This is a genomic window from Sphingopyxis sp. 22461, assembly GCF_052044915.1.
In the GTDB taxonomy this organism is placed as follows: domain Bacteria; phylum Pseudomonadota; class Alphaproteobacteria; order Sphingomonadales; family Sphingomonadaceae; genus Sphingopyxis.
The window spans coordinates 266,367-288,070 of record NZ_JBQENY010000002.1; the positions used below are offsets into that span (position 1 = coordinate 266,367).

General features: G+C 64.7%; 28 protein-coding genes and 1 pseudogene. 13 read left to right on the forward strand and 16 right to left on the reverse strand.

Going from position 1 to position 21,704, the window contains the following annotated elements; all coding sequences use genetic code 11:
* Positions 1-40: 40 nt before the first annotated feature.
* From ACTJI5_RS03810 to ACTJI5_RS03825, 4 genes are read right to left on the reverse strand one after another with little or no spacing between them, the layout of a single operon-like run.
* Complete coding sequence (locus tag ACTJI5_RS03810) at positions 41-331, reverse strand: hypothetical protein (RefSeq protein WP_062179553.1); 291 nt, start codon at positions 329-331, stop codon at positions 41-43.
* Positions 328-2,859: a cbb3-type cytochrome c oxidase subunit I gene (locus ACTJI5_RS03815; protein WP_440859449.1), complete on the reverse strand. Its 2,532-nt coding sequence runs from the start codon at positions 2,857-2,859 to the stop codon at positions 328-330. The genes ACTJI5_RS03810 and ACTJI5_RS03815 overlap by 4 nt, the downstream gene beginning before the upstream one ends.
* Positions 2,856-3,803, reverse strand: coding sequence for a cytochrome c oxidase subunit II (coxB, locus tag ACTJI5_RS03820; protein ID WP_440859450.1), 948 nt, complete (start codon positions 3,801-3,803; stop codon positions 2,856-2,858). Before coxB ends, ACTJI5_RS03815 begins: the two co-directional genes overlap by 4 nt.
* Positions 3,796-4,161, reverse strand: a complete 366-nt coding sequence (locus ACTJI5_RS03825) for a c-type cytochrome (RefSeq protein ID WP_062179543.1) — start codon at positions 4,159-4,161, stop codon at positions 3,796-3,798. The genes coxB and ACTJI5_RS03825 overlap by 8 nt, the downstream gene beginning before the upstream one ends.
* Before the next feature lie 158 nt (positions 4,162-4,319).
* Here ACTJI5_RS03825 and ACTJI5_RS03830 point away from each other — a divergent pair.
* Positions 4,320-4,754: pseudogene (locus ACTJI5_RS03830) on the forward strand (c-type cytochrome); the annotation flags it as partial.
* Positions 4,755-4,782: 28 nt separating this feature from the next.
* Here the strand turns inward: ACTJI5_RS03830 and ACTJI5_RS03835 are convergent.
* Together ACTJI5_RS03835 and ACTJI5_RS03840 are read right to left on the reverse strand one after the other, a co-directional pair.
* Positions 4,783-5,445: a cytochrome b gene (locus ACTJI5_RS03835; protein ID WP_137893804.1), complete on the reverse strand. Its 663-nt coding sequence runs from the start codon at positions 5,443-5,445 to the stop codon at positions 4,783-4,785.
* The gene (locus ACTJI5_RS03840) at positions 5,442-6,155 is read right to left on the reverse strand and encodes a cytochrome c oxidase assembly protein (protein ID WP_062179534.1); all 714 of its coding nucleotides are present in this window, start codon (positions 6,153-6,155) and stop codon (positions 5,442-5,444) included. The genes ACTJI5_RS03835 and ACTJI5_RS03840 overlap by 4 nt, the downstream gene beginning before the upstream one ends.
* A gap of 92 nt (positions 6,156-6,247) precedes the next feature.
* Between ACTJI5_RS03840 and ACTJI5_RS03845 the strand changes: the two genes are divergently transcribed.
* From ACTJI5_RS03845 to ACTJI5_RS03855, 3 genes are all read left to right on the forward strand, one after another.
* Positions 6,248-6,694, forward strand: a complete 447-nt coding sequence (locus ACTJI5_RS03845; RefSeq protein WP_440859451.1) for a DUF2231 domain-containing protein — start codon at positions 6,248-6,250, stop codon at positions 6,692-6,694.
* Positions 6,691-8,037, forward strand: a complete 1,347-nt coding sequence (locus ACTJI5_RS03850; RefSeq protein ID WP_440859452.1) for a PQQ-dependent sugar dehydrogenase — start codon at positions 6,691-6,693, stop codon at positions 8,035-8,037. Before ACTJI5_RS03845 ends, ACTJI5_RS03850 begins: the two co-directional genes overlap by 4 nt.
* 306 nt (positions 8,038-8,343) lie before the next feature.
* Complete coding sequence (locus tag ACTJI5_RS03855; RefSeq protein WP_440859453.1) at positions 8,344-9,357, forward strand: cation diffusion facilitator family transporter; 1,014 nt, start codon at positions 8,344-8,346, stop codon at positions 9,355-9,357.
* On the opposite strand, the gene ACTJI5_RS03860 is transcribed toward ACTJI5_RS03855, so the two are convergent.
* From ACTJI5_RS03860 to ACTJI5_RS03870, 3 genes are read right to left on the reverse strand one after another with little or no spacing between them, the layout of a single operon-like run.
* Positions 9,354-10,427 (reverse strand): sensor histidine kinase, encoded by a 1,074-nt coding sequence (locus tag ACTJI5_RS03860; protein WP_440859454.1) that lies wholly within the window; start codon positions 10,425-10,427, stop codon positions 9,354-9,356. The two genes, ACTJI5_RS03855 and ACTJI5_RS03860, sit on opposite strands and share 4 nt — an antisense overlap.
* The gene (locus ACTJI5_RS03865) at positions 10,424-10,870 is read right to left on the reverse strand and encodes a response regulator (RefSeq protein WP_056350270.1); all 447 of its coding nucleotides are present in this window, start codon (positions 10,868-10,870) and stop codon (positions 10,424-10,426) included. The genes ACTJI5_RS03860 and ACTJI5_RS03865 overlap by 4 nt, the downstream gene beginning before the upstream one ends.
* Positions 10,863-12,365, reverse strand: a complete 1,503-nt coding sequence (locus ACTJI5_RS03870; RefSeq protein WP_440859455.1) for a sensor histidine kinase — start codon at positions 12,363-12,365, stop codon at positions 10,863-10,865. The genes ACTJI5_RS03865 and ACTJI5_RS03870 overlap by 8 nt, the downstream gene beginning before the upstream one ends.
* A gap of 280 nt (positions 12,366-12,645) precedes the next feature.
* Here ACTJI5_RS03870 and ACTJI5_RS03875 point away from each other — a divergent pair, with 280 nt between their 5' ends.
* On the forward strand, positions 12,646-12,984 hold the full coding sequence (locus ACTJI5_RS03875; protein ID WP_337251475.1) for a response regulator: 339 nt from the start codon (positions 12,646-12,648) through the stop codon (positions 12,982-12,984).
* Positions 12,985-13,002: 18 nt separating this feature from the next.
* On the opposite strand, the gene ACTJI5_RS03880 is transcribed toward ACTJI5_RS03875, so the two are convergent.
* Positions 13,003-13,260: a hypothetical protein gene (locus ACTJI5_RS03880; protein WP_137893810.1), complete on the reverse strand. Its 258-nt coding sequence runs from the start codon at positions 13,258-13,260 to the stop codon at positions 13,003-13,005.
* A 126-nt stretch (positions 13,261-13,386) separates the two neighbouring features.
* Between ACTJI5_RS03880 and ACTJI5_RS03885 the strand changes: the two genes are divergently transcribed.
* Entirely contained in the window at positions 13,387-13,602 is a 216-nt protein-coding gene (locus ACTJI5_RS03885; protein WP_137893812.1) for a DUF2945 domain-containing protein, read from the forward strand.
* A 68-nt stretch (positions 13,603-13,670) separates the two neighbouring features.
* Here the strand turns inward: ACTJI5_RS03885 and ACTJI5_RS03890 are convergent, their stop codons facing one another.
* From ACTJI5_RS03890 to ACTJI5_RS03910, 5 genes are all read right to left on the reverse strand, one after another.
* Positions 13,671-14,156, reverse strand: a complete 486-nt coding sequence (locus tag ACTJI5_RS03890) for a CinA family protein (RefSeq protein ID WP_137893814.1) — start codon at positions 14,154-14,156, stop codon at positions 13,671-13,673.
* Between the two features lies 1 nt (position 14,157).
* On the reverse strand, positions 14,158-14,658 hold the full coding sequence (locus ACTJI5_RS03895; RefSeq protein WP_062179512.1) for a hemerythrin domain-containing protein: 501 nt from the start codon (positions 14,656-14,658) through the stop codon (positions 14,158-14,160).
* A 69-nt stretch (positions 14,659-14,727) separates the two neighbouring features.
* Positions 14,728-15,210, reverse strand: a complete 483-nt coding sequence (locus ACTJI5_RS03900) for a DUF421 domain-containing protein (RefSeq protein WP_056350254.1) — start codon at positions 15,208-15,210, stop codon at positions 14,728-14,730.
* Positions 15,210-15,773, reverse strand: a complete 564-nt coding sequence (locus ACTJI5_RS03905) for a hypothetical protein (protein ID WP_137893816.1) — start codon at positions 15,771-15,773, stop codon at positions 15,210-15,212. Before ACTJI5_RS03905 ends, ACTJI5_RS03900 begins: the two co-directional genes overlap by 1 nt.
* The gene (locus ACTJI5_RS03910; RefSeq protein WP_325543730.1) at positions 15,770-15,952 is read right to left on the reverse strand and encodes a DUF3606 domain-containing protein; all 183 of its coding nucleotides are present in this window, start codon (positions 15,950-15,952) and stop codon (positions 15,770-15,772) included. Before ACTJI5_RS03910 ends, ACTJI5_RS03905 begins: the two co-directional genes overlap by 4 nt.
* Positions 15,953-16,212: 260 nt before the next feature.
* Here ACTJI5_RS03910 and ACTJI5_RS03915 point away from each other — a divergent pair, with 260 nt between their 5' ends.
* From ACTJI5_RS03915 to ACTJI5_RS03945, 7 genes are all read left to right on the forward strand, one after another.
* Entirely contained in the window at positions 16,213-16,389 is a 177-nt protein-coding gene (locus tag ACTJI5_RS03915) for a hypothetical protein (RefSeq protein ID WP_167346272.1), read from the forward strand.
* Between the two features lie 144 nt (positions 16,390-16,533).
* A complete protein-coding gene (locus tag ACTJI5_RS03920; RefSeq protein WP_325543728.1) occupies positions 16,534-18,186 on the forward strand; it encodes an FAD/NAD(P)-binding protein in 1,653 nt (550 codons plus the stop codon).
* The gene (locus ACTJI5_RS03925) at positions 18,183-18,722 is read left to right on the forward strand and encodes a DUF1543 domain-containing protein (RefSeq protein WP_137893820.1); all 540 of its coding nucleotides are present in this window, start codon (positions 18,183-18,185) and stop codon (positions 18,720-18,722) included. The genes ACTJI5_RS03920 and ACTJI5_RS03925 overlap by 4 nt, the downstream gene beginning before the upstream one ends.
* 91 nt (positions 18,723-18,813) lie before the next feature.
* Positions 18,814-19,245 (forward strand): pyridoxamine 5'-phosphate oxidase family protein, encoded by a 432-nt coding sequence (locus ACTJI5_RS03930; RefSeq protein WP_440859456.1) that lies wholly within the window; start codon positions 18,814-18,816, stop codon positions 19,243-19,245.
* 114 nt (positions 19,246-19,359) lie between these two features.
* Complete coding sequence (locus ACTJI5_RS03935) at positions 19,360-19,842, forward strand: GFA family protein (RefSeq protein WP_137893824.1); 483 nt, start codon at positions 19,360-19,362, stop codon at positions 19,840-19,842.
* Between the two features lie 7 nt (positions 19,843-19,849).
* Positions 19,850-20,392 (forward strand): hypothetical protein, encoded by a 543-nt coding sequence (locus tag ACTJI5_RS03940; RefSeq protein WP_325543722.1) that lies wholly within the window; start codon positions 19,850-19,852, stop codon positions 20,390-20,392.
* Positions 20,393-20,419: 27 nt separating this feature from the next.
* A complete protein-coding gene (locus ACTJI5_RS03945; RefSeq protein ID WP_137893826.1) occupies positions 20,420-21,286 on the forward strand; it encodes an alpha/beta fold hydrolase in 867 nt (288 codons plus the stop codon).
* 131 nt (positions 21,287-21,417) lie between these two features.
* Here ACTJI5_RS03945 and ACTJI5_RS03950 read toward each other — a convergent pair whose 3' ends face one another.
* Positions 21,418-21,693: a hypothetical protein gene (locus tag ACTJI5_RS03950; protein ID WP_054727924.1), complete on the reverse strand. Its 276-nt coding sequence runs from the start codon at positions 21,691-21,693 to the stop codon at positions 21,418-21,420.
* Positions 21,694-21,704: the final 11 nt, after the last annotated feature.

Genomic DNA, 21,704 nt, shown 5'->3' on the forward strand with positions numbered 1-21,704 from the left:
GCCACCGGCCCGATTCGGCGCGGCCCTCGTTCCCGCCGCCCTATCGATCAACGAGCAGAATGGGCAAATATTGAAAGACGATTCCGAGCCCGCCGAACGCCAGCGCCAGCATGGCGGCACGCCGTCGCCACCGCGCGAAGGGATCGCCGGACGTTTTGTGCCGCACCGCTACGAACATCCATGCCACGCCGCCGAGAATAACCAAGGTAAAGAGCGATGCTGCGAGGCGTATGCCGGGTCCGCTGCCTCCGAACTCGGCGAGGAGGTAGAGGAGGAAGAAATGTACGGCCCACAGGACGAGACCGCCCATCATGATGAACCAGCTCTTCATCCGCCAACGCCGACCAGTCGCGAAACGAGGGTGCCCGTCGCCCCTTGGGCCGCGGTGTAGACGAGAAAGAGCATCGCGAGGTCGATGCTGTTGTTTCTCGGCTGCGCGACAAGCCCCCGCACAGCGCGCGCCGCGCAGTAAAGCGCCATCAAGATTGCAATCGCCGCTGCGCATGCCTGAAGGGCCAGCAGCGCATAGACGACAGCCCCCTGCCCGCTCGCGGTGGGACCAATTTCGCTACTCGACCAACTCACGTAATCCATGCCAAGCGCCGCACTCGAAACCGCCGCGGACAAAAGAAGCGCGAATACCGACCAGAAGGGCGAGCGTCGAAGGCATGCGCGTGCCGAGAGCGCGAGACCGATTGCGACAGCGTAGAGCCCCAGGATCGATATCGCCTCGCCGAGGGGCGGCGGCGGCCGCCAGAAGCCCGGCTGGTTCGAGGACAGGAAGGCAAGGCTGAACAGCGCCATGAGAAAGATCATGCCCATCACGACCAGCAGGATGACCATCGCCCACCAGCCATGGCTCGACGGCCCGGTAACATAGGTCGGGACGCGGATGTCGGCGCCAATGTCGACACCCTCGATTTCGACCGGCCGATCGGTTTCCCAAAGCCATCGCAGTACCGAGATCACCGCGAGGACGCCGCTCACCCATGCGAACATATAGGCCTGCACCGTCAGCGCGAGGAAGAAGCCCGCAGTAAAGATCGCGGCGGCGAAGGGCCATGGCGACGGCCCCGGCATGATTTGCAGATATTGGGGCTCGGCGAGCAGCGGGCTGGTGACGATCGTCTCGCGACGGCCAGTCGCCGAGCGCGGGAGGAAATAGCGCCCCTTTTCGACTTCATGCGCGAGCGCCGGATCGTCCCACAAAGGCTCGCGGCTGGTGACGACCGGGATCGAGCGCGTCGAATAGAGCTCGCTCGGCAACCATTCGAGCGTGCCGCCGCCATAGACATTCCCGGCATTGCCCTCGCCCGGCGCGAGCCGGAAATTGCGCGCCAGGTCGACGAGGAAGAGTAGCACACCGAGCCCGAGCATGAAAGCGCCGACCGTCGAGATGAGATTGGGAAGCTCAAAGCCCTGCCCCGGCAGATAGGTGTAGACGCGGCGCGGCATGCCCTGCAGCCCCGCCAGATGCATCGGCAGGAAGGCGACATTCATGCCGAGGAACATGAGGCCGAACACCCATTTCGCGAGCCGCTCCGACAGCGCCCGCTTGCTCACCATCGGAATCCAGTAATAGAAGGCCGCAAACAGCGGAAAGACCATACCGCCGATCAGGACATAATGGAGGTGCGCGACGATGAAATAGCTATCGTGCGCCTGCCAGTCGAAGGGCACCATCGCTACCATCACACCCGTCAGACCCCCCGTCACGAAAATAACGATGCTGCCCATCACGAAGAGGCCGGGCGCATTGAACTTCGGCTTGCCGATTGCGAGCGTCGCGATCCACGAGAAGACCTGGATGCCCGCCGGCACGCTGACCGCCATCGAGGCGGCCGAGAAGAAGCCCGTCGTCATCGGCGGCATGCCGGTGGTGAACATATGATGCGCCCACACGCCGAAACTGATGAAGCCCGTCGCGATCATCGCAAGGACGATGAGCCGGTAGCCGACGAGCCTCTCGCCCGCGACGGTCGCGACGATCATGCTCATCATCCCGGCGGCGGGCAGGAAGATGATATAGACCTCGGGGTGGCCGAAAAACCAGAAGAGATGCTGCCAGAGCAAGGGGTCTCCGCCGCGCGTCGCGTCGAAGAAGGGCCAGCCGAACGCGCGCTCGATCTCGAGCAGCAAGGTGCCGAGAATGATGCTCGGAAAGGCGATCACGATCATCACTGCGAAGACGAGCATCGCCCAGGCGAAGATCGGCATCCTGTCGAGGCGCATGCCCGGCGCGCGCGTCCGCAGCACGCCGACGATGATCTCGATCGCCCCCGCGATCGCGCTGATCTCGATGAAGCCGATGCCGAGCAGCCAGAAGTCGGTGTTGATTCCCGGCGAATAGGCCTTGGACGTCAGCGGCGGATACATGAACCAGCCGCCGTCGGGCGCGAGCCCGACGAAGATCGAGGCGAAAAAACAAAGTCCGCCGACGGCATAGGCCCAGAAGGCATAGGCGGACAGCCGCGGGAACGGCAGATCGCGCGCCGCGAGCATCTGCGGGAGCAGGAGCACGCCTGCCGCCTCGACCGCGGGCACCGCGAAGAGGAACATCATCACCGTGCCGTGCATGGTGAAGACCTGATTATAGGTGCCCTGCGGCAGGATCTCGAGCATCGGCGCGGCGAGTTGCGCACGCATGAGCAGCGCGAGCACCCCCGCCATCAGGAAAAAGAGAAAGGCGGTTCCGAGATAATAGATGCCGATATAATTATTGTTGACCGCGAGCAGATATTCCCAGCCCTTGGGCTTGCACCAGATACGACGGAGGTCCTCCTCCTCTTCTTTCGGCCGCTCGTGCCGAGTCGGGAAACGCTCATAAAGCGCGGGATCGAACCCCGTTTCCGATCTCATTTGAGCGAGACCAGATAGGCGGTGAGCGCCTGCAGTTCCTCGCCGCTGAACTGGTGATAGGCGGGCATACGGTTCGCGGGCTTGATCGCCTGGCTGTCGGCGACCCAGCCCGCCATCGTCCCCGGATTATTGGGCAATATGCCCGCGCCCAGCGTCCTGCGCGAACCGACATGCGTCAGATCGGGGCCGGCCAGTCCACGCGCCGGCGTGCCGCGGATCGTGTGACAGGCGGCGCAGCCGCTCGAGAGAAAAAGTGCAAGCCCCTCGCCGCCGGCGCCTTGCGACGGGAGCCGCGAAGCCTGCCACCGCGCAAAGTCCGCCGGGGTGTGGGCCACCACCACAAACCCCATCAGCGCGTGCGGGCCGCCGCAATATTCGGCGCACTGTCCCTTGTAGATACCCGGCGCATCGGCCTCGATCAGCAGGCGATTGGTGCGCCCCGGGATCATGTCCATCTTACCGCCAAGCCGCGGCACCCAAAAGCTATGGATGACGTCGGCCGCCTCGAGTTCGAGCAGGACGGGCTGTCCTATCGGAATGTGGAGTTCGTTCGCATCGCGCAGCGTCTCGCGGCCTTGTCCGTCCTGATAATGGACGCGCCACCACCACATCTCGCCGATGACCTTGACGCGCATGGCGCCTTCGGGAACGCGCGCCGCCGAAAGCGAACTGGTGAGCAACAGGCCCCACACGAGCAGACCAGTGAGCACGACCGAGGGAAAGGCAAATCCCAGAATCCAGATCGCCTTCTCGCCGCCGAGCCGGGTCTTGAGCCGAGGCGATCCGCGCAGCGCGACCCAGAGTGCTCCAAGCACGATCACCAATATCAAGGTTCCGCCAAGGAGCAGCACCCACGCGAGCACCGTCACAGGCTCCGAATAGGGGCCGGCGGGATCGAGCACGGCCGGCGGCCAGCCTTCGGAAGGCAGCGCCCGGTCAGTCATCGAGGCTCAGCAGCCAGGCGGCGATGTCGTCGGCTTCGGCTCTTTTCATCGGTATCGCCGGCATCCCGGTCCCCGGCGCCATCGCCGGCGCGTCGGTGACGAAGGCGGCAAGCAGCGGCGCGCGATTTGGCAGTTTGCCCGCGATCAGCGGGCGCGCGCCGAAGCCCGCGAGCGGCGGTCCCACGCGCCCTTTCGGCCAGGTGATGCCGGGCATGGCATGGCAAGCGCCGCAACCGAGCCGCGCCGCGGCATCGCGCCCGCGCGCGACGGCGGCGGGGTCGGCGGGTGCCGTTTCAACCGGGACGGGCGCGCAGGCGCCGAGCAGCATCAAGACCGAAATCGCAGCACCCCCTTTCATAGCCGTTCACCGTCCTCGTTTCGCTTTGGGAACCACCTCGCGCGGCCATTGGTTCCCGAAGCGTGCGCAAAGCCCCCCTCCTCCTCCTGTTCCTCCTGTCCGCATGCCAAGCGCCCGCGCCGACTGACCGCTTTCGCGCGACGGGCGAGACGATCGCGATGAGCGGCGGCGATGCGGGCGCCGAAGCGGCCTGCTTCACCTGTCACGGGCTGCAGGGCGAAGGCGACGGGCGCGACGCGCCGCGCCTCGCCGGGCTCGACGCGGGCTATCTCCATCGGCAGCTCGACGATTATGCAAATGGTCGCCGCGAGCATGCCGCGATGCGCGCAATCGTCCGCAAACTCGGCGACGGCGACCGATCGAAAGTGTCGGCATTCTACGCGGCGATCCAGCCCGCGGCGTGGCCGGTCGAAGCCGGCAATCCGGCGGGTGCGCGCCTCTACGACGAGGGCGATCCCGCGCGGGGATTGCCGTCTTGCGCCTCGTGCCACGGTGTGGGCGGCGTGGGCGATGCCGCCAATCCGCCGCTGGCCGGTCAGTCCGCCGCCTATGTCGCGGGCCAGCTTCGCGCGTGGCGCGAAGCGAAGCGCAACAATGACCCGCTAGGCGAGATGCGCCGCGTCAGCCGCCTGCTCTCGGTCGCCGAGCTTGCGGCGGTGTCCCGTCATGCGGCGTCCTTTCCGCCCCATCCTCCGGAAGCTCGGGCAACATCCCCCGCAGCACGTCGTGCCGATCCCAGAAATGATGTTTCAGAGCCGCGCCAACGTGCAGCGGGATCATCGCGACGAGGAGAATGATCAGGAGCGCATGGATTCCCTCCGCCCAGTCGAGAATCCACCACTGAATGCCTTTTTCCAGACTATCGAAGGGCATGTGCGGCCAGGGAAGGAGCCCCGCCACTTCGAGCGGCTCGCCGCCGACCACCGACCACATCGCCCAGCCCGAGAGCGGCAGACCGAAAAAGCAGACGTAAAAGAGTATGTGCGTCACATAGGCTGCGACCGTCTGCCAGCCCAGCCGGTCGGCATCGTTGATGGGACCCGGCACGATCATCCGCCAGATCGAACGCAGCGCAGCAAGCACGAGCATCAGCAGGCCGAGTTCGGCGTGAACCCGAAACGCCTCCAACTTGTCGCCACCCGCGTCGATGCGGCTCATGCGCCAGCCCCAGCCGAGCTGGAATAGGATGAGCGCGGCCATCGTCCAGTGGAATAGCTGCCCGACGGGCGAGTAGCGGCGGTCGGCGGCATAGCGCGCCGCCCACGCCTGGATCGCCTCGATCATGCTGCCACCGGGGGCGGCTCGCCGAGGAGGCGCCAGCCGGTCCAGAGCGCCGCGCCGAGATAAAGAGCCGCGGCAGGAGCCCACATGATGAGCCCCGCCAGTTGCTGATCTTCGAGCGGCGCCAGCCCCCAGGCCATCGTCGTCGCGAGATGGGGCGCATAGAGGGGCGTGCCCGCGAAGGTGATGAGCGCCCCGAGCAGCCCCATCTGCACCATCATGGCAAGCAGCAGGCCGATCGCGAGCGGCGGCGACGACGAGCGGAGCGAAGCCCAGAAGCCGAACGCGGTCGCGAGCAACGAAAGCTGCATCAACCAGAAGGCGCCGTCACTCGCCAGCGCGAGAGCATAGGGCGCCGGCGCGTGCCAGATCCAGAATGCGAGAATGTGCCCGGCCGCCCATAGCGGCGCACCGCCGCGCGGCCGAAACCGCGGCAGGCCGAGCGCAAACAGCGGAGCCGCAACCGCGGTCAGGATGATATGGTGCGCGACGCGCACCGAGAAGAGCGCCGACGACAGGGCGCATAGCGGCGACACGAACAGAAGGGCGATCAGCGCGAACCCGGCCCAGAAGGGACCGCGCGCTTTCCATCGCCACGCCATCAGCGCCGCGGCGCCCAGCGCCGCGAGCAGCCCGGGATCGAGATTCCAGCGCAGCATCCAGTCAGCCGGGATCGGCGCGGGACCACAATAAGGAATCGAGGACGGATCCATCCAATTGCCAACGTCGCGCCCGGCGCGCGGGTTCCGGGAAACTATTGGGCGGTCGGCGCATTATCCAGACGGGGGCCTGCATGGAGATCAATATGGCAACGGCCCCATCGCGTTTCACCGACCCGCCCTATCGCCGACACGCGCCCCATCCGCTGCACGCCATTCTCCTCGCCTTTCCGGTCGCCCTGTTCAGCAGCGCGCTCCTTTCCGACATCACCTATCTCAACAGCGCCGAGATGCAGTGGAGCAATTTCTCGGCCTGGTTGATCACGGGCGGGCTGATATTCGGGGCTCCGGTGCTCCTGTGGTCTGCCATAGCATTTGTCCGAGGCCGAAAGCAGCCAAAGCGCGGGCCTGCCATCGCCTATTTTCTGCTGATCCTCGTTATGTGGATCGCGGGCCTCGTGAACGCCTTCAAGCATAGCCAGGATGCCTGGAGTTCGGTCGGCACGACCGGCGTGACCCTCTCGGCCCTATCGACAGTTGCAGCGATTGCCGCCGCCTGGCTTCTCCACGCAGCGAAGGAGCCCCGCGCATGAACCGCCAGACCTCGCTTGGCCTCGTCGCTGCGGCGGCGCTAGCGGCCGCGCTCGCCGGCTGCGGCAAAGGCGATGAAAAACTCGACCAGACGGGCACCAGCCCGAGCCTGCCGAAGATCGACGAGACGCTCGTCCCACCGATGAAAATCGCCAAGCCTGCAGGATGGAACGGCGAGCTTCCGACCGTTCCAGCCGGTTTCAAGGTCGTGCCGGTCGCCACCGACCTCAAGATTCCGCGGCAGATCCTCATCCTCCCCAATGGCGACATTCTCGTCGCCGAAGGTTCGGGCGGCCATGCACCGAAGCTCCGCCCGAAGGATGTGATCGCGGGCTATATCAAGAGCCTTGGAAAATCCTCGGTGAAGGGCGGCGACCGCATCACCTTGCTTCGCGACGCGAACGGCGACGGCAAACCCGAACTTCGCACCAGCTTCATCGAGGATCTCGATGCGCCCTATGGCCTCGCGCTCGTCGGGAACGACCTTTATGTCGCCAACCAGGGTGCGCTGCTGCGCTTCGCGTACACGCCGGGCGCAACGCGCATCGCTGGCAAGGGCGAGGAAGTGACCAAGCTCCCGGCAGCGGTCAATCATCACTGGACGAAATCGCTCGCCGCGAGCGCGGACGGGTCGAAGCTTTATGTCGGCATCGGCTCGAACAGCAATATCGGCGAGCGGGGAATGAGCATCGAGGAGGATCGCGCCGTCATTTGGGAGGTCGATGCCGCCACCGGCGCGAGCCGCATCCTCGTCTCGGGCATCCGCAACCCGACCGCCCTCGCCTTCGAGCCATCGTCGAACGCCCTCTGGGCGGTGGTGAACGAACGCGACGAGCTTGGCGCCGAGCTCGTACCCGATTATCTGACCTCGGTGCGCGAGGGCGCTTTCTACGGCTGGCCCTACAGCTATTGGGGACGCCATCCCGACCCGCGCGTTCATCCACAAAAGCCCGAGCTCGTCAGGACCGCAGTCACTCCCGATTATGCGCTCGGTTCGCACGTCGCGCCGCTCGGGCTGAGCTTTGCGACCGAAGGCGGGCTCCCGGGCTATGAGACGGGCGCCTTCGTTGGAGAGCATGGCAGCTGGAACCGCCAGACTCTCGCCGGCTACAAGGTCAGCTTCATCCCCTTCGCCAACGGACGTCCTGCCGGCAAGCCGAAGGATTTCGTGACCGGCTTCATCAAGGACGGCAAAGCGCGCGGCCGCCCGGTCGGCGTCACCTGGGACCCGGCGCGCGGCGCGCTCTGGATCGCCGACGATCTCTCGAACACGGTGTGGCGCGTCACCGGACCTCGCGCGCTCGCGATGGGATCACCGGTCGCTGCTGCAGCCAGCAAAAGATGATCAAGCGGCGCCGCTCGGCTTGAAGCGGATCACGCGCCAGATAAAATAAGCGAAGAACGCCGCCATGTTCGCGCTAAGGAGTGGTACTGCCCACCTTCTTCCGCCTTCCGGCACCTTCGCGCCCCCGCGGCGCGCGGTCAGCGTTAGACGCGCGCTGGGCGGCGCTGATGGAGCGGGGACATAGCGACGCGTCTCGGGAACGTGCCGCCCCGCCGGGCGTAGCTGTCCCATGACGCGTCCCATCCCCTGTCTATCGATATCGAGAGCCTGCGCGGCCCCTTGCGCCGCGATGGCGAAAGTAGCTCGGTGATAGCCCAGTCTGATACGGGCAAGCCGCGCTCGAGGGCGCATCATATCAGGGCGAACATCGTGCTTTACGGTGCGCTCTTTGCCAATCTCGGCATCGCCGTCGCCAAATTTGTCGCCGCGGCGATCAGTGGTTCCTCGTCGATGCTATCGGAAGGGGTCCATTCGCTCGTCGACAGCGGCAATCAGATGCTGCTCCTCTACGGCCAAGCGAAGGCAAAGCGGCCGCCCGACAATCGTCACCCCTTCGGCTACGGCCGCGAACTTTATTTCTGGGCGTTCGTCGTCGCAATCCTCATCTTTGCTGTCGGAGCCGGCATTTCCATCTACGAAGGCTGGATTCACTACCGGGATCCCGAGCCGCTTCGCGATCCGACGATCAACTATGTGGTGCTCGCCATCGCCTTCCTGCTCGAGGGTGCGTCGTGGACGATCGCGGTGCGCGAGTTCAACGCCGGGCGGCGCGGGCTCGGCTGGTGGACGGCGGTGCGGCGGTCGAAGAATCCCTCAGGTTTCATCGTCCTGTTCGAAGACAGCGCCGCGCTCGCCGGCCTCGCCATCGCCGCCGGCGGCATATGGCTGAGCCATGCGACAGGGGATCCGCGGATCGACGGCATCGCCTCGATGGCGATCGGCGCAATCCTGGCGGCGGTCGCGATCCTTCTAGCCCGCGAGGCGAAGGAGCTGTTGATCGGCGAGGCTGCGGACCCCGAACTGATCGCGCGTATCTGGACCATCGTCGAACGGCGCCGTGAAATTACCGCCGTCAATCATGTGCGCACGATCCACACCGCACCCAATTCGATCTTCGTCGCCGTAAGCGCCGACTTCGAGGATCGTCTCGCCATGGGCGAGGCCGAGACGTTGATCGAGGCGATCGAGGCCGAGCTCAAGGCTGCGTCGAGCGATATCAGCTCGATCTACATCCGCCCCGAAAAGCAGTCCGATGCGCTCGTCCAGCCTCGCCCGTCAGCGGCGGCCGAACCCGCACGGCGGCCGCGCGGCACAAACTAGGCTTTGAGCTCGCCCGGTCGTAACTGGATCCGGATGAGCGCGCTCGTGCCCGGCATATCGCGCGAAGGGTCAACCGCGCCGTAAGAGACAGCCGCCTTGTGGGTCCGCGCCAAAGCTTCGATGAGGCGCGTTCCGAGACCCGTGCCGCGCGCCGTTCCGTCGGACGGCATCCCTGCCCCGTCGTCGACAACCGCGAGTTCGAGCAATGTCTCGTCGGCCCGGCGAAGCGATATCCGAATCTCGCCATCATCGCTGTCGCCATAGGCATATTTGCACGCGTTGCTCACCCATTCGTTGGCGATCATGCCGAGCGCAACGGCCTTGTCGGTGGCCACACGCATGGGCTCGACGTCGGCGATGACACGCCGCGCGGCGACGCCCGTCGACCAGGTCGCCGAGAGATCCTCGGCAAGGCCGCCCAGATAGTCGTCCATCGCCACATATTCGACGTCGTCGGTGGTGTAGAGGCGCCGGTTGACTTGCGCGACCGTCGCGATCCGTTGCTGCGTCTTCTTCAGCGCCTCGCGGGCGGCGGGATCGGCGATCGTCTTGGACTGGAGGGCGACGAAAGACATCACCATCTGGAGATTGTTCGCGACGCGGTGGTTCACTTCCTTGAGCAGCGCTTCCAGCCGCGCATTGGTCGCGCGCAGCTCGCTCTCCACCTCGGCGCGCGCGCGTCGAAGCTGGGCACGCTCGAGTACCTGCTCGAAACTCGAGGCCAAGAGATCGAAAAAATCCTCGCCGACCGACTTTACCACATAATCGTCGGCACCCGACTTCAACGCCGCCACGGCGATGCGGCTCTCCTCGGAGCCCGTCACATAGACGACGGGCGGGCAGTCGCGTAGTGCGCGAAGCGCCTCGAGCGTGGCAAGACCGTCCTGCCCGGGCATATAGTGATCGACGGCAACGAGATCGAAGGCAGTGACCTTCGCCATGTCGACGCCCTCGCCGCCACTTGCCGCGAGGCTGACTTCATAACCTTTCCGGCCAAGCGCGCGCGACGCAAGCCGCCGCATGCCGTCGTCGTCATCGATATAGAGAATGTGGGCCAGGGCGGGTCTCAAGCCGGGTCGGGATCGGGGACCTGGATCACCGAGAGGAAGAGACCGAGCTGGCGAATGGCGTCGGCGAAATTCTCATAGTTCACCGGCTTGGTGATATAGACGTTGCAGCCGAGGTCGTAGCAGCGCTGGATCTCGATCTTGTCGTCGGTGGTCGTGAGCACGACGACGGGCGTGCGGCGCAGCGGACTGCTGTCGGCCTTCAGCCTGGCGAGAATGTCGGTCCCGCTCATGTCGGGCAGATTGAGGTCGAGCAGCACGAGCGCCGGCCCGTTGCGCACCGGGCCCTCCGCCGCATCGTACAGGAACTCGAGAGCCGAGGTGCCGTCGAGAAAATGATGGATCTTGTTGGAAATGCCGGCGCGCCGGATGTTCTTCTCGATAAGGCGCGCATGCCCCTCGTCGTCCTCGATCATCACGATGTTTACGGGCAGTTGGTCAGGCATCTTCTTCTCCGCTTTGCCACACGAGGGGCAGGATCAGCCGAAAGGTGGAACCCGCACCGAGTTCGGACTGGATTTCGATATTACCGCCGAGGCGATAGGCAAGCGCGCGGGCGTGGGCAAGACCGATCCCCTCCCCCTGCTGGTCCTGGACGCCCGACCTTCGGAAGAGGTCGAACACACGTTCGTGATCGCGCGGCTCGATGCCGCGACCATTGTCGGCGACCGCCACCCAAGCGCGCCCGAGATCGGCGCCCCCGGCTATGCGAATGATCCCCGCCCGCCCCGGCTGCGAATATTTGAGGGCATTTTCGATGAGATTCGAGAGGATCTGCTCGACCGCGACCCGGTCATTGATCACGGTCGGCAGGTCCGACACTTCGACCGTCGTGCCGGTCTCGTCGATGCGGTGCTGCAGGCTGCCGACGATCGCGCCCACGACGTCGCCGAGAGCAAGCGTTTCGGGCGCGAGCGTGCGGCGACCCTGGCGCGAGAGATTGAGGATCGCGTTGATCAGCCGGTCCATCTTCTGCGTGGAGGTGCGAATGAAGCCGATCGATTCCGGCAGATCCTCCTCGATCGCGAGCCGCGTCGCGGCGTCGGGCGCCTTCCAGCCCTGCGCATCGCCCTGTTCGAGATAGCCCGAGATCGCCTTGCGCGCGGTCTCGAGTTCGGCCGTGAAACCCATCACATTGACGAGTGGCGAACGCAGATCGTGCGACACGATATAGGCGAAGCGCTGGATTTCGGCATTGGCGCGCTTGAGTTCGCCCGTGCGCGCATCGACCAGTTCCTCAAGCCCTTCGTTGAGACGGCGAAGTTCCGCGCGCGATGCGCGGAGCTCGACGAGATTGTTGCGAACGAGGAGCAGCGTGGCGGCTGCAACGACCAGCAGGAGAATGCCGGTTCCGATCAGCGTCAGGGTGAACAGCGACTGGGTGCGTTGCTGCCGCGCTTCACGATTCTTGAGCAGGGCGAGCTCGCTTGCGAGCATCGTCTCGACGAGCGCGCGCGCGGCCCGCACTTCGAGCACCCCCTTGTCGTTCGCGAAGTCGGCGATCAATGCCGCGCGGTCCGTGCCGCGAAGGCCGAGAGTCGCTTGGTAATGACGGCCATAAGCATCGAGATGCCCGCGAAGCCTTTCGGCGCGGCCGCGCTGGTTCGGATTGTCGCTGATCAGCGTCTCGAGCGATGCAAGCTGGGCGCGCGACCGGTCCTCGGCCTCGTCCATGATCGTCGAGAACGCCGGGTTCTGCGTAAGGATCAGTCCGCGGCGCGCGGTCTCCATCCGTTCTGTCGCGCTGGCAAAGGCGCCGAGATTGGCCTCCACCGCGAGCGTGTGTGCGACCATGCGCGCGTCGGCCTCATTTTGGCGCTGCACAAAAAATGCTGTCGATGCCGCAGCGAGGAGCGCGGCAAATCCAATGGTGAGGAGAATGATGATCAGGCGGCTCGCCCGCGTGTCGCGGCCCAGCGACGAGATCCTGGCCGATTCCATGTAAATGCCCCTCGGCCCCGGTCGATCAATTTCCGCCGTGCATGCACTGCCGCGCCCTTCGTGGCAAGCAGCCTCACCAACCCGGCCAGCCCTGAACGTGCCGAGTCCCGCGCGGGATTAACCTGGATCAATAGGATTTCGGATGAGTGTCGCCGAAGCGCTGGCGTAGGGGGGCGGCTGGGCGATTGAGGTCACCAGGATGAAGCGGGATGTCGAACGGTCATGATCGCGGTATAAGTGGCTCGCAGATTATAACGGGGAAGAGATGTCCAGGAGGATATTGATCGTCGAAGACGATCCGCTTGTCGCCATGATGCTGGAGGATGCGCTGGGCGCGCTGGGGCACGACATCGTCGGGGACGCTGGCGATATCGCCACGGCGCTCGGGCATATCGCGGCAGGCGGGTTCGATGCAGCGATCGTTGATGTGTATCTTGAAACGGGCTTGCCGTGCGATGCGGTCGCAGAGGCTCTTGCGGCGCGATCGATCCCTTTTCTCGTTGCGACCGGCGGTTTCGTCGGTCAGCCCGGACCGTGCTGGAACGACCGGCCGATCCTCGCGAAACCCTTCACCCTCGACAGCCTCGAAGCCGCGCTATCCGGCCTCGCGCAAACGTAGGCGAGCGCGCACCGGCGGTCAGAGCCCGGCTTTCTCGAGAGCGGCCGCGACCTCGCGGTCCAGTGCATTCGATCCCTTCGGCGTCGCGCGGTTCAGCAATGTCTGTATCCGCCTTTGCGCGACCTGCAGGGCCTTGTGGCGCACCTCGCGTTCGCGGTTCGTCCGCCAGGATCGGCTCTCGCCCAAAAGGGCGGCCCATTTCGCCTCTTCAGCGGCAAGGACGGCGAGGGCAAGCCGCAGACCGTCGCGTTGTCCGCGGGCATGATCGTCATTCATCGCAGCCTCCCCACCTTAACCAGCAACTGCAACGAGCGGGCCTGCGCCAGATGACTTGCTGCTCGCCGCTCCAAGAGAGGAACCTTTGCCGCGCAGGCGGACTGTTTTACGGAAAGGAGAGCGACCATGAAAGACGAACCCAAGAAGGGCGACGAGGTGACGTGGAAAAGCCACGGCGGACGCGCCGAGGGCAAGGTCCTGCGAAAAGTGACGAAAGCAATGGACATCAAGAGCCATCATGTCGCGGCATCGCCGGCGAACCCCGAATATCTGGTCGAAACGGCCGAAGGCAAGCGGGCGGCCCACAAGGCCGGCGCCTTGAAGCGGAAAGCGCCGCGCTAAGGACGGCTGCCAAACTCGGCTCTGCTCCCGCCTCCGATCCCGCCCGCCGGAGCGCCCGCGATCCTCGTTCACGATGCCGCATCGATCATGATCTGTAGCGCTGCGGCCACGGCCTGATCGAGCACATTGCGGCGCCCGATATCGCCGAAATGAAAATCCATGACCCGCACGGCGTCGGCGTCGGCGGCGCCAATGTAGACAAGGCCTACCTCTTCGCGGCCTTCGCGAGGGCCGCAGAACCCCGTGATCGCAATTGCAATGTCGGCATGGCTTGTCCGAAGAGCGCCAGTCGCCATCGCGGCGGCGACCTCGGGATTCACCGCTCCATCTCGCTCGGCGTCTTCTCGGGCGACGCCGAGCATCTCGCATTTGGCGTCGACCGAATAGACGATGAAGCCGCGCTCGAGATGAACTCCGAGCGCGGCATCGGCTGCGAGAACCGCTGAGAGCTGACCGCCGGTGCAGCTTTCGGCTGTCACGAAACGCAGCGTCTTTCCGGCCAGATGCCGGGCCAGCTTACGCGTCCGCCGTTCGATCAGCGTTGCAGCGCTCACCCTACATCGTGGCGAGTTCGGCGGGGGGAAGGCCCGCGGTCTCGGCCTGACGCTTCAGCTCCTCTTTCCGGGCAAGCATCCTTTCGCCGAGTGCGTCGAGGTCGACGTCGGCGGCACGCGCCTGCTGGAACATATTGTCGTGCTGCTTTTCCTCTTCCTTTACATGATGCTTGATCTCTTCCGACAGCACCGTGACCTTCGCCTCGAAAAATTCGTCGTCGGGTCCCGAGGCGACGATATCGTTGATCAGGATCTTGGCGCCATCATGCTCGACATAGGCTTCCTTGAGGAGATCGTCGTCGATCTTTCCCTTGAGCGCCGGATAGAAGACCTCCTCCTCGATCTGCGCATGGATTTTGAGCTCGGTGCAGATCCGGTCTGCGATCTTCGCCTTGCGGTCGGTGCCGCTCGCCTTCTCGAATTCCTCGAACAGGGCTTCGACGGCACGGTGATCGGCCGCGAGGATATGGGTGGCGTCGGTGTCGACTTCGGTCGGTTTCATGGCAGTCTCCATCGTCATGCCCCGCGCCTGTTCAGCGCGCGGCGAGCCCGAAAGTTGCGCTCGATCCGCTCAAACCGCGCCGTCGTCGGCATCGCGCTGGCGCGACGCGCCTTCGGACCGCTTGATGAAGCTGATCTTGCCCTGCGGCTCGAGGATCGCCCATTCCACGTCGGAAATGTGGGCGATGCCCGCGAGCCGCATCTCGGACTCGATCTCGTCGGCGGTAAGCCGGTCGCGGTGAAGATTGTCGCGGATGATCTCGCCCTGCTTCACCACGACGCGCGGATGGCCTTCGAGCAGATTCTTGAGCCGCGGAAAGAGATAGGTCGCCCAGCTCAGGGTGAGCGCCCAGAAGGCGAACGTCACGATCGCGAGCAACGCGCCGGTCAGGCTGAAATCATTATGGGTGACGCCCTGCTGGATGAGGTCGCCCATCACCACGAGCAGAACCAGCTCGAAAGGCGTCATCTGCCCCAGTTCGCGTTTTCCCATGAGACGGAGGAGCGCATAGAGCAGGAAAAACATCGCACTCGCGCGAAGGACGATATCCATCAGGGCAGGACCTTGACCTCTAGCGGCATGCTGCCGAGCCGCTGCTCGCCGTCGAACAGCGCAATCTCGCCCTTGGTTCCTGCGAAGAGCGGCGGGTTGATCTGGCCATCGATCTTGACGACCAGCGTCTCGCCCGCGCGAAGCTCCCCATAGGAGAAACGATAGGCGCCGTCCTTGTAGCTTTCCTCGGCGGCGGCGGGGAGCATCGTGTTGATCGTCATGTCGGTCCAGAGCGACGGGGAGACCGCAAGCACCGCATCGGAAACATCGCGGATCGCCTCGACACGAATGCGGGTTTCGAAAAACTCGCCGTTGCGAATGACCGAGGGCGTCTTCACCTCGAGCCGCGCTGCTCCAAAATCCTCGACGCGCAGCGGACTCGGCTGGCCACCGACGAGGCCCGATAGCGCGACGGCGACGATGGCAGCGAGCAGGACGAAGGAAACGGGGCTCGCGTGGCGGTGCCAGCGCTGCCCGGAGATCATCTTTTCGCTGATTCCGTCCGGGCGACGGCTGTTCGCTGCAGCCGCGTCGCCGCCCGTCCCCTCGGGGCCCGCCGTCAAGCGAGGGGCTCCGGCCACGGCCGCGCGAGATAGGTACGAACCGCATCGGCGCGATCGCCGACTGCCGCGACCGCGATCAATATCTCGGACGGGCTGACGCCCAATATACGCGCCCAGGCGAGCATCGCGTCAGGCGCGCTTCGATCGATGCGGTCAAGTTCGAACTGTTGGTGGATCACGCCCGTTTCCCGTTGATGATGACGAGCGAACGCGTGCAGGGTACAAAAGTTGCGGTTCGGCGACGATCGCCGAAGGGCGTTCGCCGGCGTCAGGGCAATGGCCAAGCCTCGCCGTCGTCACTCTTTCATGCGCGCCGCGAAACGCCGCGATGCGGCCAAAGTTGCGCACGGCGGCGAAGATAAATCTGGGCGATCGCAGGCAACTTTCGCCCGCGTCCAAGGGTTTCTCGGACCAGAACCCACAGCCAATGGAGAGTATCATGAGCGTCAAGGGACAGATCAAGGAAGCTGCCGGCTATGTGAAGGAAGAAGCCTTCGAAAACGGCGACAGCCCCGAGGCCAAGCGCAAGGCGCAGGAAGGCCGCGACCTTCGCAACGAAGGCCGCATCGAAGACGGCAAGCCGCCGAAGACGGGTACTCCCGGCACCGAAAACTAATCCTCCCGCCAAGTTGATGGCCCCCTTCGGGTCCGCGCATGCGGACCCTTTTTTTGGCTGGGCGCCCCGGAGCAGCTGAGGAGAATTCGCATTGACCCAGAGCAAGTCGGCCGAACTTCTGCGCGCCCGGAGCATTGTCGCAACATGACACCCCGCATAGCCTTTGTCGGAGCCGGCCCGACCACGCTCTACACGCTGCATGCGCTTCTCTCCCACAACCCCTCGCCCTTCCGTCTTGCCGTGTATGAAGCGCAGGCGTGCGCGGGGCGCGGAACGCCCTATCGGCCCGGCTGGAACGACCCCGCCATGCTGGCGAATATCGCCAGCATCGAAATCCCGCCGCTTGCCGAGACGCTGTGCGACTGGCTGATACGTCAGCCGCCGGAGCGCCTCGCCGATCTCGGCATCGATCCCGATGCGATCGGCGAACGGACCTTCTATCCGCGCGTCGCGCTCGGCGAATATTTCCGCGACCAGTTCGACGCCGTTATCGACATGGCGCGGGCGCGCGGTATCGAGCTCGAGCTGCGCACGCGGTGCCGCGTCGAGGACGTCGTCAGCACGTCCGGCGCGATGATACTCAAGGTTCGCATGAGGTCGGGCGAACTCGCCGACGAGGCTTTCGATCATGTCGTCCTCGCGACGGGCCACCAATGGCCCTCCGAGCCCGAGGTTCGGCCGGGCTATTTCCTCAGCCCCTGGCCTGCCTCGGCTCTGGCCACGGTACCGCCCTGCGATATCGGCATTCGGGGTAGCTCGCTCACGGCCATCGACGCCTGTATCGCGCTCGCCAACATCCATGGCTCGTTTAACGAAACCCGGGACGGCGAGACGCATTATCGTCCGGCATCCGCCACTGATGCATTCCACATGACGATGATGTCGAGGAAGGGTCTGCTCCCCGAAGCCGATTTCTATGCGCCGCTTCCCTATGAGCCGCTCGCCATCTGCACCGAGGAAGCGATTACGCGTCTCGTCGCGAGCGAAGAAAACCAGCTGCTCGATGCCGCCTTCGCACTGTTCAAGGCGGAGCTTGCCGCTGCCGATCCCCCTTACGCAGCGGACATCGGCCTGGAGGACCTCGACCTCGAGGGCTTCTGCGAGGCCTATTTTGCGCGGCGCGCAGCGAGCGATCCCTTTGTGTGGGCCGAGGCGAATCTCGCCGAAGCGCAGCACGACTATGCCGCAAGGCACACCGTCGCCTGGCGCTACGCGATCCTGCGCATGCACGAAGTGCTCGCGCTACTCGTGCCATATCTGGAGGGTACGGACTACCGCCGCTTCGTGCGCCACTTCAAGCCGGTGTTCGTCGACGATTATGCCACCGTTCCCCACAAATCGATCCGGCGGCTGATCGCGCTCCATCGCGCCGGGAAGCTCGATGTCATGGCGATCGGCGACGATTACCGCATCGACACGAGCGGCGAAGAGGCAGGCGCGTCCCTGATCCTGGGCGGCGAGCAGCGGCATTTTGAGGTGTTTATCGAGGCGATGGGCCAGCGCCCACTCGGCGCCGCAGCCTTTCCATTCTCCTCGCTGCGGCAACAGGGCATCGTGCGCGATGCAGCGCCTGGTGCCGGCAAGTCGGAGGCGCGGGGCATCGCGATCGACGATGCCTTCCACCCGATTGCAGACGATATCCCGGAATCCCGCCTCTACTGCCTCAGCCTGCCCTTCCTGCTCGGCCGCCACCCTTTCATCCAGGGGATAACGAGTTCGCACGAAATGGGCATGGTGGTCGGAGAACAGCTTGCAGCCGCGATCGGCCAGGCGAATGCCGAGGAGAAGGCTGCGTGAAGCTCTTCGCCATTTATGTCGGCGGCGAGATGGCCGGCGCCAATATCGAGCTGCACGACATGCGCTTCGTCGCCGCGCCCACGATCACCGACACTTATGATGCGCTCCGCCGCCAATGGTGGGGCACGCCGGGCAGCCTCCATATCGACTGCTGGGCCGAGATCGATCACGCCGATGGCTATGACATCGTTTTGAAGACCGCGCCCTTCGAGGGTCCCGAACGGCTCTATTATGTCAATCTAGGCGGCTATGTCCGGGGCGAATTTCTCGAGCGCCACCGCAATCTTTTCATTGTGGCTGACACGCTCGCGCGCGCGAAGTCGCGCGCGCTCGCATCGGTGCGGCAGTGGGTGCAGCCGCACCGCGACGAGATGTACGAGGCCGAGCAGGCCTTTGCGCTCGACGCGGTCGCCGCCGAAGCCCGGCTCCACATCCATCTCGTGCCCGCCCCACGGCGCGAGCTCGCGATCACCTGCGAATATCGCCCGATCCGCGCGCCGCGCCGGCAAAGCCGGACCGCCGCGATCAGTCCCTGACCCAAGCCGCGAGGCGCAGCCCCCCTCCGCAACTCCCGCCTTCGCGGCGCATTGATGCAGATACAGACGCTCCAGACAAAAGGCTCCACCCATGACCATGACGATCGAACAGCTTTCCGAGAAGATGAAGGATATCGACTTCGCGATGCTCGCCACGCAAACGGCGGGCGGCGCCATCGGGTCGCGGCCAATGAGTAACAATCGCGAAGTCGATTATGACGGCGACGCCTGGTTCTTCACCGACGAGTCGTCGCTCATGGTCGCCGATATCGCGGCCAACCCGAACGTCAATCTGAGCTATCAGGGCAAATCGGGCCTGCTCGGCATGCGGCCCTTCTTCCTCGCCGTCGAGGGTCACGCGGCCCTGATCCGCGACAAGGCCGCGTTCGCCGAACATTGGACAAAGGGCCTCGAACGCTGGTGGCCGGACGGCATCGAGACGCCGGGGATCGTCCTCATCAAGGTTTCGGGCACCCGCGCGCATTATTGGGACGGGGAGGATGAGGGCGAAGTTCAGCTCTGACAAGGAAAGACATCCCGCGACGGTTCCCGGTCGGTGAAGGACAAAGAGAAGCCACCACCCCATCGGTCTGCCATTACCCTCTCCGATACCCGCGCCGCGAGAAAGGCGAGCTCCATGCCGAACGCTTCCGATAGCGACAATGCAAGCGCCGAAGAGGTTGCGCTCGAAGGGGGCTGCGCTTGCGGCGCGGTTCGGTACCGCCTCGAAGAAAAGCCATATGATAGCGGCTGGTGTCACTGCCGGGTCTGCCAGCATGTCTCGGGGTCGGGCGGCATGGTCTTTACGACGGTCCATCTCGATCGGTACCGCATCCTTGCGGGCGAAGAGCATATCGGACGCTTCGCATCGACCAGCTTCGGCACGCGCAGCTTCTGCCGGACGTGCGGCTCGCCGCTAACGATCCATGTGCGCCACCAGGCCGATGAGATCGATATTGCAGCGGGGACGCTGGACGATCCGGAAGAGATTGCGCCAGCTTTCCACCTTTACACCGCCGAGGCGCCGAGCTGGATGCCGATGATGGCGTTCCTTCCGCGCTACAAGGCGCTGCGACCGAAGACGCGCGGGCTCGACGAGGGTGTCACGGAGGCGGGCTGAGGCGTAGATGAAGACCGCGCCCAAAGAGCCGCACGTGGCAAAATCGCAACCGCTTTTGCAGCGGGGCGTTTCCTGGTCAGATCATGACGATTTCGAGTTCCGCCGCGTCGAACCGAAGCTCGATCCGCTACTGAAAGGACAAGACATGCGCATCCTCATCTTCGGTGCCGGCGCCGCACTTTTTCTCGCCGCTTGCGACAGCAAGCAGGAAGCTGCCGAGGACAGGATGGAACGTGCGGCCGAGACCAGCGCCACGGTCGCCGGCCCCCTCCCTGCGGCGCTCGGGCTCAGCGAGGCACAACTGCTCGACGCCGATATCGTCGGCGCGGACGGGAAGGATCTTGGAGACGTATCGCAGGTGTTGCGCGGCGCCGACGACAAGGTGGACCGTCTCCTCGTCGAGCTCGATGGCGTCGGTCCCGACCGCTATGTTCATGTACCGGTGCAGGGCCTCAAACCTATTGTACGCGGCGACGACACCAATCTTCAGACGCGCATGACCAAGGCCGACCTCGATGCGCTGCCCGACGTGAAACTGCCAGCCCCTTGATATCTTGACGCGCGAGGAGCATCGACTGTGAACGGAGAAACTCTTCATCGGCGGATCGATGTCGGCGGAGTCGATATCTTTTACAGGGAGGCAGGACCGCCCGACGTTCCGGTGCTGCTGCTGCCACATGGCTATCCCTGTTCGTCGTTCGAGTTTCGCAATCTCATGCCGCGGCTTGGCGATCGGTGGCGGCTGCTCGCACCCGATTATCCGGGCATGGGCTACAGCGATACGCCCGAGCATTTCGACTATAGCTTCGACGGCTATGCGCAGCTTCTCGACGGGTTCGTGCGTGCGCTCGGCGTCGAGCGCTTTGTGCTCTATCTTCACGATTTCGGCTCGCCGATCGGCGCACGTCTCGCGATCATGCGGCCTGAACGCATCCTCGCGCAGATCATCCAGAATGGGGACATTCCCTATGAGGATGCGCTGGGCGACAAATATGCCGAGATAGAGAAGAGCTGGTCGCTTCCCGAACCCGAGATGCGCGCCGAGATCGGCAAGGCAATCAGCGAGGATGTTTTTCGGGAGGAGTTTCTGAACGACGTGCGGCCCGATCTCGTGCCGCGCATTCCGCCGGACCTCTGGAAACTGCACTGGTCACTGATCAACCCGCGGCGCCGCGAAATCGCGATCGACCTTATCGGGGGCCTCAAGGCCAATCGCTCCTGGTTCGGCGCGCATCGACGCTATCTGCGCGAGCACCACCCGCCGACGCTCATCGTCTGGGGTCCGCAGGATTTCTATATGCCCGAGAAGTCTGCGCGCGCCTATTTGCGCGATCTCCCCGCGGCCGAGCTGCACATGCTAGACGGCGGCCATTGGCTTCTCGAAACCAACCTCGACGAGGTTGTCCCGCTGATCAGGGACTTTCTCGATCGGACGCTGTGCTGAGAAGCGACGCCGAACCGCGTTCCCTTGCGGTATCCCAGCGGCGCCAACTGCCAGCAGCCTGAGCCGGGCCACCGCAACGATAAAGGGCGCCGGAACCGGCGCCCTTCACCCTGCCCTTAGGGAAGGCAGTCTTATTTCTTCTGGGTGTCGCCGACGCCGGTTTCGGACGGAGCGATCTCGCCATTGTCGTCCATCGCGTTGGCCTTTTCTTCGCCCTGCTCTTCGACGACATCGGCCTTCTGCTCCATTGCCTCTTTGGCGGGACCTTCGGGCATCGCGTCGGCCTGATCGTCGATCGCCTCGGCCTTCGCTTCGGCCTGATCCTCGACCTTGTCGGCGGCGGGGCTTTGGCAGGCGCCGAGCGCGAGGGCCGAGGTTGCGGCGAGGGTTACAAACAGCTTTTTCATCGAGATTCTCC